Consider the following 12,498-nt stretch of genomic DNA (forward strand, 5'->3'; position numbering starts at 1 on the left):
GCCTATGACCGACCGCTCTGACAACGGCCAGCACACAGCGACGATCACGTCCACGATCACCGTCGGTGACCAGAGCTCGCTCATGGCTCTGCTGGGCCGCGCCGACGAAAACCTCCGCTACATCGAACGCCGCAATCCCGGCGTCGACCTTCACGTACGCGGAGACACCATCACTCTCACCGGACTCAACGGTGCGCTGCACACCGCCGAACGACTCGTGAAGGAGCTGCTCGCGTTGGTCGAAAGCGGCGAGAGCATTGACCCGGACATGATCCGGCGCACCGAGAACATGCTGAAGTCCGCTCCCGGCGAGCGGCCCGTCGATGTCCTGTCGCAGAACATCGTCTCCAAGCGCGGCAAGGCGATCCGCCCCAAGACGCTCGGCCAGAAGCACTACGTCGAGGCGATCGACAACAACACGATCGTCTTCGGCATCGGCCCCGCCGGCACCGGCAAGACCTACCTCGCCATGGCCAAGGCCGTGCAGGCGCTGCAGGCCAAGGAGATCAACCGGATCATCCTCACCCGCCCCGCCGTCGAGGCCGGCGAGAAGCTCGGCTTCCTACCCGGCACGCTCTTCGAGAAGATCGACCCGTACCTGCGCCCGCTCTACGACGCCCTTCACGACATGATCGACCCCACGTCGATCCCCAAGCTCATGGAAGCGGGCACGATCGAGGTCGCCCCCCTCGCATTCATGAGGGGCCGGACGCTTAATGATTCGTTCATCATTCTCGATGAGGCGCAGAACACCACGCCCGAGCAGATGAAGATGTTCCTCACCCGGCTCGGGTTCGGGTCGAAGATCGTCGTCACCGGCGACATCACCCAGGTCGACCTGCCGAACAACGCCACCTCGGGGCTGCGCGTCGTCCGCGACATCCTCGAAGGCGTCGAGGACGTGCACTTCGCCACCCTCCGGGCCGAAGATGTCGTCAGGCACCAGCTGGTCAGCGATATCGTGAACGCCTACGAGAAATGGGACGCCAGAATCGGCGACCTCAAGAAGGGGCAACGAGGAAACCGTGGGCATCGAGATCATCAATGAGTCCGGCCGGGAAGTCGACGAGTCGGGCATCCGTGCCGTCTCCGACTTCGCGCTGCTGGAAATGGGCGTGAACCCGCTCGCCGAACTCTCGATCCTCGTCGTCGACATCGACCACATGACCGAGCTCAACAAGCGCTGGATGGGCGGCACCGGGCCCACCGACGTGCTCTCGTTCCCGATGGACGACGCGATGCCCGGCCGCCCTGACTCCTCCGAGCCGGGCACGCCGATCCTCGGCGACCTCGTCCTCTCACCCGAGGTGGCCGAGGCCCAGGCCAAGGAGGCCGGGCACTCCACGGCCGACGAGATGCACATGCTCACCGTGCACGGAGTGCTCCACATCCTCGGTTACGACCACGCCGAACCCGAGCAGGCCAAAGAGATGTTCGGCCTGCAGAACCGGCTGCTCGACGCCTGGCGTGCCAAACGCGCCGCCGCAGCGGAGAGTTAGGCCCGGATGATCCCGTATTCACTCCTGGCCGCGGCGGTCGCCTTGACCGTCGTGGCCGGGGCTGCGGCCATGATCGACTCGGCCCTCGGCGCCGTCTCGCCCGCCCGCGCCGCCGAGCTCGCCGAGCAGCGCCAGAGCGGCGCCGAGTCCCTCGTGAAGATCACCGAGGACCTGCCGCGCCACCTCAACCTCCTCATCCTGCTGCGCCTGGCCTGCGAGGCCGCCGCGATAGCGATAGTCGCCGTGGTGGCGTTCGATTCCTGGAACGATTCGTGGCTCGCCGTCGGTTTCTCCGCCGCGATCATGACCGTCGTGTCCTTCGTCGCCATCGGCGTCGGCCCGCGCACGCTCGGGCGCCAGCACGCCTACCCGATCGCGCTCGCCGTCGCCGGGCCCGTGGCCCTGCTCGGCACCGCCCTCGGCCCGCTGGCGAAGGTGCTCATCCTGCTCGGCAACGCCGTCACGCCCGGCAAGGGCTTCCGCGAGGGACCGTTCGCGACCTCCGAGATCGAGATTCGCGAGATGGTCGACGCCGCCGAGGCGCAGGGCACCGTGGACCACGAGGAGCGCGACATGATCGCCTCCGTGTTCGCCTTGGGCGACACCGTGGCCCGCGAGGTCATGGTTCCGCGCACCGCGATGGTGTGGGTTCCGGCCGACATGCCGGCCAATGAGGCCGAGCAAGTGGCGCTCCGGTCCGGCTTCTCGCGCATCCCGGTCGTGGGGGAGGACCTCGACGACGTGCGCGGCGTGGTCTACCTGAAGGACCTTGTGCGCCTGGACGACCGTGTGAACCCTGCCGTGGCCGAGGTCATGCGCGCGGTCTCGTTCGTGCCCGATTCGAAGCCGGTCGACGACCTGCTGCGGGAGATGCAGACCGCCCGCATCCACATCGCCACGGTCGTCGACGAGTACGGCGGGACCGCCGGGCTCATCACGATCGAGGACATCCTCGAGGAGATCGTCGGCGAGATCACCGACGAGTACGACAACGAGCTGCCGCCGGTCGCCTGGCTCGACGACCGCACCGCCCGCGTCACCGCCCGCCTCTCCGTGCAGGACCTGGAGGAGCTGTTCGACGTGGATCTGCCCGAACTCGACGTCGACACCGTCGCCGGTCTGCTCGCCGCCGAACTCGGGAAGGTCCCGCTCGCGGGCGACCGGGCGCGGTTGGCCGGGCTCGAACTGACCGCCGAGGGTACCGTTGGCCGCCGCAACCGCATCGAGACGGTGCGCGTCGCGCGGCTGCCCGAAGCCGGCGAATCCAATGGCACCGGCTCGCAGGCCGCAGCGAACGATGAGAGGCACAAGATCAATGTCTGACCTGACCGTTGAGGCGCTCGACGCCGAGGACGCGAAACTGGCCACGCTGGCCCGCGGGGCCGCAGGCCGGGTGCAGCAGCTCACCGGCGCGGCCGTGCGCGACGGCATCGGCCGCACGTACGCGTCGGCGGCCGTGGACCTCCCGTCTCTGAAGCTCACCGCCCTTCAGGCGGCGGTGGCGCAGGCCTTCGCGGCCGGGGCCGACAAGCTTGAGGCCGCAGTGCTCTTCGGTGCCGCGTCCGACGAGGACGGCATCAAGGCCGCCAAAGACATCAGCGCCGACCTCACCGTTTGGTCGGTCATTCGCAAAGAGGTGACCCGTCTTGCCTAGCAACGACTTCCACGCAGGCTTCGCCTGCTTCGTGGGCCGCCCGAACGCGGGCAAGTCCACTTTGACCAACGCGATCATGGGCCAGAAGATCGCGATCACCTCGAAGCGGCCGCAGACCACCCGTCACGTGGTGCGCGCGATCCTGCACCGCCCGGACTCGCAGCTCATCCTGGTCGACACGCCCGGTCTGCACCGTCCGCGCACGCTCCTCGGCGAACGTCTGAACGACCTCGTGCGCCAGACCTGGTCTGAAGTGGACGTCATCGGTCTGTGCCTGCCCGCCAATGAGAAGCCCGGTCCCGGTGACAAGTTCATCGCCGGCGAGATCGCCAACCTCAACGCCAAAGTGGTCGCGGTCGTGACGAAGATCGACCTCGTGAGCAAGGACGCCCTCGTGCGGCACCTCACGAACGTCGCCGCGCTCGCGGACTTCGCCGACATCGTGCCCGTCTCGGCCAAGACCGGCGAGAACCTCGACGAGCTCGTCAGCGTGCTCTCGGAGAAACTGCCCAAATCCCCCCAGTTGTACCCGGACGGGATGATCACCGAGGAGCCCGAGCGGGTCATGATGGCCGAGCTCATCCGCGAGGCGGCCCTCGAGGGCGTCCGCGACGAGCTGCCGCACTCCCTCGCCGTCGTCATCGAGGACATCGAGGACGAGGACTCGGACGGCGGGCCGCGCAAGAAGGTCTGGGCCGAGATCTACGTCGAGCGCGACAGCCAGAAGGGCATCATCATCGGCAAGGGCGGCGAGCGCCTCAAGCGCGTCGGCACGAAGGCCCGCAAGGGCATCGCCCAACTGATCGACAGCCGCGTCTATCTCGACCTCCACGTGCGAGTGGCCAAGGACTGGCAGAAGGACCCGAAGATGCTCGAGCGTCTCGGCTTCTGATTCGAACGCCACGGCCCGGCCGCCCTTTGGGGAAGCCGGGCCGTTTTCATCGCCGAATTCGATCCTTTTGCAAGAAACGCCAGGTGAACACGCGGTGACTGCGCTCACGGACCCCGCTGTGGCAGTAGCTGAACGGGGTCATGTACTCTTTAACTACCGACGCGGGATAGAGCAGCTCGGTAGCTCGCCAGGCTCATAACCTGGAGGTCGGTGGTTCAAATCCGCCTCCCGCTACGATAGAAATACCAGGTGAAACCCGGTTTCCTCGAAAGAGGGAGCCGGGTTTTTCTGTGTTTGTTGCTCATTCGTTGCTCAGGTGAACCTGATTCCCGGCAACCCGGGAATGCCAGCGATGATCCTAGTGTTTCAAGCCACATTTGTAGGTTGCCTGACAATCGCCATCGCCCGGGGCTCATGGCCCACTTCGGCTCGAAGGGCATGATCGTCACCGGCCTGATGCTCCTCGCCGACGGTCTGTTCTGGCTCTCGTTCATCCGTCCTGACGGGAGCTTCGCGGTCGACGTCCTGCCCGCCTCACGCTTCGCGGCGCTCGGTATGGCGCTGGCGTTCGTCCCCTCGCTCCAGACGGCGTAGGGATGCACCGCTTCGCATCCTGATCCGGTGTATCAGCCGAACGCTTCCACGTTGGTCATGTCCGGCGGCGCAGGAGGTGCTCCGTGGAGTCACTTGCCGGGAAGCGGCTCCAAGTCTGCTCGTGCTCTCGTCTCGTTCGGCTGCGTTCCGCGGTGGCTTGCCCTACCCTCCACGGGAGAAACCGTCGAGAAGGGACGAATATGAGGAAGCTCATCATCACTACAGGAGTCACGGCCGCGGCACTGCTGGCCGCTGGCCCCGCGCAGGCAGCGCCGCTGCCGGGAGCCGATCTGCCGACCGCCGGGGCTGGGGACCTGTTCAAAGCCCACGCCGCGATCGTCGCCGAGGACGGGGTCATCGAGATCGACGGCACGAAGCACCAGCTCGGGGAGCTGACCGGTGCACTCGACATGCTCGCCGTCCCCTGCACCGCGCCGCTCGCGGCCGACAAGGCGCTCGGCCTGGACTCCTCGGACTGCGGCGAGGGCGCCGACGGGGCCCTCGCCTGGGGCCAGGTCGACCTGCACTTGTCCACCCCGCCTGCCGCCGAGAAGGCCGGCGACTTCGGGCACGTCCGCGTTCACCTCCACCAGGGCGAGGACGGGACCTTCGACATCCGCGTCGAGACCGAGACCTCACCGTCGGGCGAGGCCCAGACCCTGGTCAACCACGACCCGGTCACTCTGACCGCCGACGAGGAAACATTTGGAATGCTCAGCGGCGGCAATCACGTGGAATCCAGTGCGCCGCTGTACGACGAGGGCAGCACCGAGGAGGTCGACCCGTACGGGGACTACTCCGCCAAGTTCAAGTGGGGGATGCAGGTCTTCTCAACGTACTCCGGGAGGAGCCACTCGTGATCGGCAAGGACCAGGGGTGCGCACAGGTACGTTGAAGCGCCGTGTCTTCCCTGTTCAAGAACTAGTTTTAGGTTGACTTCCTGCTCGCCCAGGGTCTTCGCAACTACGACAGGACCGGGTTCATAACCTGGAGGTCGGTGGTTCAAATCCGCCTCCCGCTACGATGAAAGACCAGCTTAGGGCCGGTTTCCTCGGAAGAGGGAACCGGCCCTTTCTGGTTCTCGCCTGTCATTCGCCCGTGGGCTGGTGAGCGCGGAAATCGACCACGAGTCGGTGATTATCGACAAGCGTGACGGCCGGATCGGTTCCTAAGGTCGGCGTATGGCAACCCGCGAGAAGACGACCCTGGCGACCAGCCGACTTGAACACCGTTACGTGGAGGATCTCGGCCCGGGGAGCGGGCGGTCCGCGCCGCGTGCGGCGCCGCGTTCGGATGCCGCGGTGCTCGGCCTCGACGGGGAGTGGCGGTTCCGCCTCGCGGCCGGTCTGCACGACACCGCTGAGGGCTTCGAGGACCCTGCGTTCGAGGCGGGGGCCTGGGACCTGATCGCGGTCCCGTCGATGTGGCAGATGCACGACCTCGACGGCGAAGCGCCCTATGGGAAGCCGCAGTACACGAACATCCACTACCCGTTCCCGGTCGACCCGCCGCGGGTGCCCGACGCGAACCCGACGGGGGAGTACCGGCGTTCGTTCACGCTGCCGGACGAGTGGCCCGAAGGGGGTCGGACCCTGCTTCGCTTCGAAGGGGTCGACTCCTGTTTCGCGGTGTGGCTCAACGGGGTCCGTCTCGGCGACGGCAAGGGTTCGCGCCTGCCCACCGAGTTCGACGCCACCGTGCACCTGAGGCCCGGCGAGAACACCGTGGCGGTGCGGGTGCATCAGTGGTCCGCCGGGTCCTATCTGGAGGATCAGGACACGTGGTGGCTCTCGGGGATCTTCCGGCCCGTGTCGCTGCTGCACCGCCCTGAGGGCGGACTCGACGATGTGTTCGCCCATGCCGGATACGACCACGCCGCCGGTCTCGGCACGCTCATGGTCGAAGCCACTGCCGCGGGTCGCGTGAGCGTGCCCGAGTTGGGGATCGACATCGCCACGGGCGAGTCTGCGACCGTGCCGGTCGAGCCGTGGACGGCCGAGACCCCGCGCCTGTACGACGCCGTCGTCGCGACCGCGACCGAGCGTGTCAGCCTGCGTGTCGGCTTCCGCACCGTCGCGGTCGAGGACGGCGTCCTCAAGGTCAACGGGAGGCCGATCCTGCTGCGGGGCGTCAACCGCCACGAGTGGGACCCGGACACTGGTCGGACGCTTTCGGTCGAGACCATGCGGCGTGATATCGAGATCATGAAGCGGCACAACGTCAATGCCGTCCGCACCAGCCACTACGCGCCGGATCGCCGCTTCCTGGAGCTGTGCGACGAACTGGGGATGTGGGTCATCGACGAATGCGACCTCGAGACCCACGGCTTCGGCCACTACGGATGGCGCGAGAATCCCGCGAACGATCCGAAGTGGCGGGAGGCGTGCCTGGACCGCATGGCCCGCATGGTCGAACGCGACAAGAACCACCCGTCGGTGATCATGTGGTCCTTGGGCAACGAATGCAACGAGGGTGAGAACCTCGAGGCCATGGCCGCGTGGGCCAAGCAACGTGACGCGAGCCGCCTGGTCCACTACGAGGGCGACTACGACTCCCCTTACGTCGACGTCTACTCCCGCATGTACGTCCCGCACGATGAGCTCGACGGCATCGGCAGGCGCGAGGAAGAGCCGACGCGCGACCCCGCGCACGACGCGCACCGCCGGAGTCTGCCGTTCATCCTGTGCGAGTACGCCCACGCCATGGGCAACGGCCCCGGCGGGCTCGCCGACTACCAGCGCCTGTTCGAACGCCACGAGCGCTGCGCGGGCGGATTCGTGTGGGAGTGGATCGATCAGGGCGTGCGCCGCCGTACCGAGGACGGCCGCGAATGGTTCGCCTACGGCGGCGATTTCGGCGAGATCCTCCACGACGGGAACTTCATCACCGACGGCCTGGTCTTCTCCGACCGCTCCCCGTCCCCGGGCCTGGTCGAGTACAAGAAGGTCATCGAGCCGGTGAGGATCGTGATCGACTCGGGCGAGCGGACGATCGCGGTCGCCAATGGACATGACTTCGCCGACACTAGTCATCTGCGTTTCACGTGGCGGTTCGAGGACGGCGGCGAGGAGATCGCAAGCGGCGGCCTGGAAGTGCCGGTCGTGGCCGCGGGCGGCTCGGTGCGGGTCGTTTGGCCCGAGGAGCTTCGCAAGGCCGCTGCCACGGCGGCAGGCGAGGGCTGGGTGACCGTGCGCGCTCTCCTCGACGGTGAAATGGCTTGGGCCGAGGCGGGCCACGAGATCGCTTGGGGGCAGGCGCCGCTGCCGCATCCGCAGGCGCCGCCGGTGATCGGCGCGGGCGTGGCGCCGGCGGCCGTCGCCGCCGGGTATCGCCTCGGCGGAGCCGAGTTCGACGCGCTCGGTCGCTTGACCTCGTTCGGCGGCATCGAGATCGAGGGCCCGCGGCTGGACCTGTGGCGGGCTCCCGCCGACAACGACCGCGTCGCCTGGGGCGGCCTTTCGACGGCCGCCCACTGGCGGGAGCGGGACATGGCGCTCGATCGGTTGGAGCACAAGGTCCTCGACGTCGAGGCCGGCGGGGGCGGGCTCACGGTGTCCACGCGGGTCGGTGCCGGGGGAGCCCGGATCGGCATGAGCGCGCAGTACGCATGGTCCTATGATCCGGAGGCGGCGAAGCTGTGGCTGACCGTCTCGGTCGCACCCGAAGGGGAGTGGGCACACCCGTTGCCGCGCTTGGGGGTGCGTCTGGCCGTGCCGAAGGACCTCGACGCCGTGACGTGGTTCGGCGGCGGGCCGGGCGAGGCGTACACCGACACTCGCGCCGCTGCGCGCATCGGCCGCTACGAGGCCACTGTCGGCGAGATGCAGACCCCGTACGCGTTCCCGCAGGAGAACGGCTCCCGCATCGACGTGCGCTGGGCCCGCCTGGCGGGCACGAACGGCACCGCGTTGACCTGCTTCGGTGCTCCCCACTTCGCGTTCACGGTGCGGCCGTGGACGAGTGAGGACCTCGAGGCGGCGATGCACCCACACGAACTGGTCGAGCGCGACCGGCTCTACGTCAACCTCGACGCCGCACTCCACGGCATGGGCTCGGCCTCCTGCGGCCCCGGCGTGCTCCCCGAGTACCGGCTGCCGGCGGAGCCGGCCGGTTTCACGATCGGATTCGGCACCGAGCGAAGCTGATCGGCGCCTCACGCGCGGTGTGACCGGGCTCCTCGACTGAGGTGCCCGGTCGCCGTTGCGGCATGGAACGTTGAGGTCGCATACCTGCCAGCATTCGGTGCGGCCCCCTGCTGAGGTTGAGCGCGGAACCGCCCGCCGCTTCAGGACAGGACACCCGCCCATGCGCACCGCCGAAGAGGCCGACCGCGCCGCCCCCGCACCAGCGAACCGTCCCCAGAGCTCCTGGCCCGCCGTGGTGGCCGTGACGTCGGGGATCTTCGTCATCGTCACCACCGAGATCCTGCCGATCGGGCTGCTGACCGCGATCGGTTCGAGCTTCGCCGTCTCGGACGGCATGGCCGGACTCATGATGACCATGCCCGGATTCCTCGCCGCCGTCGCCGCCCCACTGGTGACCGTCGCGACGGCGCGATTCGACCGCCGGGCCATGCTGTGCGCCTGCATTCTGGTCCTGGTGGTCGCCAATTTCCTTGCGGCGGCTGCGGAAAGCTACTGGCTGCTGCTCGTCTCCCGCGTCCTCGTCGGCATCGTCATCGGCGGCTTCTGGTCGATCGGCGCCGGACTCGCCGACCGCCTCGTGCCCGCGCGTGCAACGGGCCGAGCGACGGCGGTGATCTTCTCCGCGGTCCCGCTGGGGTCCGTGCTCGGCGTCCCGGCCGGGACGCTCATCGGGGACCTCGCCGGGTGGCGCACCGCGTTCGTCGTGCTCGGCGTGCTCAGCGCCGCCGTACTCGCGGCGCTGGCCCTCACACTGCCCCGGCTGCCCGCCGAGCGCGCGACCGGGCCGGCCGTGCTCGTAGGGCTGCTGTGCGGTGCCGACACGCGCTTCGCACTGGCGGCGACGTTCCTCATCGTGCTGGCCCATTTCGGCGCCTACACCTACATCACGCCGTTCCTGGAGCAGGTCACCGAGGTCGGCCCTGCCACGATCACCGTGGCGCTCTTGATCTTCGGCGCGGCCGGGATCCTCGGCAACCTCGTTCTCGGCGCCGTCGTGCCGCGCCGCCCGCGGGCCGCGTTCGCCGCCGCCGCGACGGCCATCGCCGCGGCCACGCTGCTCCTGCCGGTGCTCGGCCACGGCCTGATCGGAGCGTTCGCGCTACTCGCTGTCTGGGGAGCGGCCTACGGCGGCGTCCCGGTGTGCTCTCAGACCTGGTTCGCGAACGCCGCGCCCGGTGCCCGGGAGGCCGCATCGGTGCTGTTCACCGCTTCATTCCAAGCGACGATCGGCCTGGGGTCACTGCTCGGCGGCACCGTCGTCGACCGGTCCTCGGTCTCGGCGGTCATGGCGGCGGCGGGTGTCACCGCCATGCTCATGGCACTGCTCGTTGGGGTCCGTAAGGCCGTTGCCGCGCTTGGGGGTGCGTCTGGCCGTGCCGAAGGTTCTTAACGCCGTGACGTGGTTCGGCGGCGGGCCGGGCGAGGCGTACGCCGATGCGCGTCAACCTCGACGCCGCACTCCACGGGATGGGCTCGGCGTCCTGCGGCCCCGGTGTGCTCCCCGAGTCGGCCCTGAGCTCGACACCGGCGAGACGGGCGCCGAGTTGTCGCGGGCACTGGATAACGAGCCCGATTCCGAACCCGGTTTTCTCGAAAGAGGGGGCCGGGTTTTTCATGCCCGTCTGTCCGGCTGTTTGGTCGCGGGCGGATCCGGGAACCATACCGGGGTGCGCATTTCGTCGGGTGTTGTCGGTGTGGCGGTGGTTCTCTGCGGAGCCGCCGCCGGATGCCGCCCGCTGGGGGATCGCTCTTATCAGGGTGGGGTGAGCGGCTTATGAGGCGAGCACTGTTCACGGTGTACCTGGTCGTCATCCTTGTGGGGATCGCGTACTTCATCGCGATCGGCCTGCTGCGGCTCTAGGAGGGGACATGAAGCGCTTCCTGCGGGACAACGGCTTGAGCCTGGGGTTCGGCGCGATGTTCCTGGCCTCCCTGGTCGGCCAGATGTTCGCCGGCCGGTCGGCGTACAACGACGAGCAGCTCGCGGAGGGCGGCGAGCAGGTTTCGCTGCTCCAATACGTGACGTCGAGCGAGTTCGCGGTCGACGTCTCGGAGAACTGGCAGTCGGAGTACCTGCAGTTCTTCCTTTTCATCTTCGCCACGGTCTGGCTCGTTCAACGGGGTTCGCCCGAGTCGAAACCGGTGGGGAAGATCGGCGTCGAGTCGGACGAGGAGCAGAAGGTCGGACCGTACGCGGACGAGGACTCGCCCGAGTGGGTGCGCGCCGGAGGGTGGCGCACGGCCGTCTATTCCAGGTCGCTCGGCCTGCTGATGGGCATGCTGTTCCTCTTGTCCTGGCTCGCCCAGTCGATCAGCGGGCTCAGCGCGTACAACATCGAGCAACGCGCCGCACTGCAGGAGCCGGTGACGTGGCTCGGCTACGTGGGCAGCGCCGAGTTCTGGAACCGGACGCTGCAGAACTGGCAGTCCGAGCTGCTGGCGGTCGGCTCGTTCGTCGTGTTCGCCGTCTACCTGCGCCAGCGCGGTTCCCCCGAGTCGAAACCGGTGGGCGACTCGCACACTCGGACGCAGGACACGGGCTGACCCGGCTCAGCGGGGCGGGGCCGTCGTCGCGCGGATGACGAGCTTGGCGTCGCAGACGGTCTCCCTGGCGGGGAGGGCCCCGTTCTCCAGGCGTTCCACGGCGTTGCGCACGGCGTGCTCGGCGATGCCCGTGGCGTCTTGGCGCACGGTGGTGAGGTTGATGTGCGACAGGTGCGAGAGGTGGCTGTCGTCGTAGCCGACGATCGAGACCTCGCCCGGGACGTCGACGTCGCCGCTGCGCAGGGCGTGCATGAGGCCGATCGCGCAGCGGTCGTTCGCAGCCAGGACCGCGGTCGGGAGCGATTCCTCGCTGAGGAGGAGCGCTCCGGCGGCGATGCCGGCGTCCTCGTCCTGGGCGCCCGGGATCACACGGATCTCGTCGGCGAGGCGGTGGCGGCGCATGGCCGCGCGGTAGGCGGTGCGGCGCTCGGCCGAGCCGGGGCCCTTGCCGCCGTCGATGTGCACGATGCGGCGGTGGCCGAGTTCCACGAGGTGGTCGACGGCCTGCCGGATGCCTTTGGCCTCGGCGGTGTGGACGCTGTCGACCTTCGGGGTGGTGGCCTTGCGGCCGACGACGACCGTGGGGACGGTGCCGCCGAGCTGCTCGGTGTCGTGCGATTCGGGGTCGGAGACGAGGAGCACGAGCGCCTCGCAGCGGTGGCCCAGTAGCGCTCCCGTGGCCTTGTGCTCGTCGCGTCCGGGTGCGACGGCCGAGAGGAGTACGTCGTAGCCGAGCTGCTCGGCGGCCGGGTAGATGGCCTTCACGAGCTCGGCGTGAAAGGGCTGTTCGAGGTTCATGAGGACCCCGAGGGTGCGGCTGCGGCCGCGGGCGAGCATCTGCGCGGCGCTGTCGGGCCGGTAGCCGAGCTCGTCGGCGGCCTTGAGGACCCGTTCGCGGGTCGCCGCGCCCGCGCCGGGACGGTCGCGGAGGACGAGGGAGACGAGCGTGCGGGAGACGCCCGCCCTGGCGGCGACGTCGGCCATGGTCGCGCGCTGGTGGGAACCCTGGTTTCGGCCTGCGTTCTGCTGCGGCTCAAGCGCTTCGTCCAACGCCCCTCCCTCTCCTGGTCTGGTGTGGCAATCGGGCGGTAACCCGAGTTTATTTCTGCCTGGCCCGGCGGCTTGACGCGCGGGCCTGGATGTGAGTATATTCCAGATCACTGTCGCGCG

At 68.5% G+C, this 12,498-nt stretch carries 10 protein-coding genes, 1 tRNA gene and 2 pseudogenes; 12 read left to right on the forward strand and 1 reads right to left on the reverse strand.

Features of this window, described 5'->3' with window-relative positions; translation table 11 throughout:
- Positions 1-4: 4 nt before the first annotated feature.
- The 12 genes and pseudogenes from ACFO8M_RS00845 (at position 5) to ACFO8M_RS00900 (ending at position 11,328) form a co-directional block, all read left to right on the forward strand.
- Positions 5-1,048, forward strand: a complete 1,044-nt coding sequence (locus ACFO8M_RS00845; protein ID WP_387969203.1) for a PhoH family protein — start codon at positions 5-7, stop codon at positions 1,046-1,048.
- Positions 1,026-1,499: an rRNA maturation RNase YbeY gene (gene ybeY, locus ACFO8M_RS00850; RefSeq protein ID WP_387969206.1), complete on the forward strand. Its 474-nt coding sequence runs from the start codon at positions 1,026-1,028 to the stop codon at positions 1,497-1,499. The genes ACFO8M_RS00845 and ybeY overlap by 23 nt, the downstream gene beginning before the upstream one ends.
- A 6-nt stretch (positions 1,500-1,505) precedes the next feature.
- Complete coding sequence (locus ACFO8M_RS00855) at positions 1,506-2,822, forward strand: hemolysin family protein (protein ID WP_387969209.1); 1,317 nt, start codon at positions 1,506-1,508, stop codon at positions 2,820-2,822.
- A complete protein-coding gene (locus ACFO8M_RS00860) occupies positions 2,815-3,153 on the forward strand; it encodes a cytidine deaminase (RefSeq protein WP_387969211.1) in 339 nt (112 codons plus the stop codon). Before ACFO8M_RS00855 ends, ACFO8M_RS00860 begins: the two co-directional genes overlap by 8 nt.
- The gene (era, locus tag ACFO8M_RS00865; protein WP_387969214.1) at positions 3,146-4,045 is read left to right on the forward strand and encodes a GTPase Era; all 900 of its coding nucleotides are present in this window, start codon (positions 3,146-3,148) and stop codon (positions 4,043-4,045) included. Before ACFO8M_RS00860 ends, era begins: the two co-directional genes overlap by 8 nt.
- A 160-nt stretch (positions 4,046-4,205) precedes the next feature.
- Positions 4,206-4,279 (forward strand) — tRNA-Met (locus ACFO8M_RS00870).
- A gap of 171 nt (positions 4,280-4,450) precedes the next feature.
- Positions 4,451-4,636, forward strand: a pseudogene (locus ACFO8M_RS00875) (MFS transporter); the annotation flags it as partial.
- Positions 4,637-4,839: 203 nt separating this feature from the next.
- Positions 4,840-5,499: a hypothetical protein gene (locus ACFO8M_RS00880; RefSeq protein ID WP_387969220.1), complete on the forward strand. Its 660-nt coding sequence runs from the start codon at positions 4,840-4,842 to the stop codon at positions 5,497-5,499.
- Positions 5,500-5,820: 321 nt separating this feature from the next.
- A complete protein-coding gene (locus tag ACFO8M_RS00885) occupies positions 5,821-8,784 on the forward strand; it encodes a glycoside hydrolase family 2 TIM barrel-domain containing protein (RefSeq protein ID WP_387969222.1) in 2,964 nt (987 codons plus the stop codon).
- A 160-nt stretch (positions 8,785-8,944) separates the two neighbouring features.
- A complete protein-coding gene (locus ACFO8M_RS00890) occupies positions 8,945-10,174 on the forward strand; it encodes an MFS transporter (RefSeq protein WP_387969224.1) in 1,230 nt (409 codons plus the stop codon).
- A pseudogene (locus ACFO8M_RS26565) lies at positions 10,128-10,226 on the forward strand (beta-galactosidase small subunit-related protein); the annotation flags it as partial. The gene ACFO8M_RS00890 and the pseudogene ACFO8M_RS26565, both read left to right, overlap by 47 nt.
- Positions 10,227-10,653: 427 nt before the next feature.
- On the forward strand, positions 10,654-11,328 hold the full coding sequence (locus ACFO8M_RS00900) for a DUF6766 family protein (protein ID WP_387969230.1): 675 nt from the start codon (positions 10,654-10,656) through the stop codon (positions 11,326-11,328).
- Positions 11,329-11,334: 6 nt separating this feature from the next.
- Here the strand turns inward: ACFO8M_RS00900 and ACFO8M_RS00905 are convergent, their stop codons facing one another.
- Complete coding sequence (locus ACFO8M_RS00905) at positions 11,335-12,312, reverse strand: LacI family DNA-binding transcriptional regulator (protein WP_387971135.1); 978 nt, start codon at positions 12,310-12,312, stop codon at positions 11,335-11,337.
- Between the last annotated feature and the right edge of the window lie 186 nt (positions 12,313-12,498).

This window comes from Glycomyces rhizosphaerae, from assembly GCF_042647865.1.
Lineage (GTDB): Bacteria > Actinomycetota > Actinomycetes > Mycobacteriales > Micromonosporaceae > Glycomyces > Glycomyces rhizosphaerae.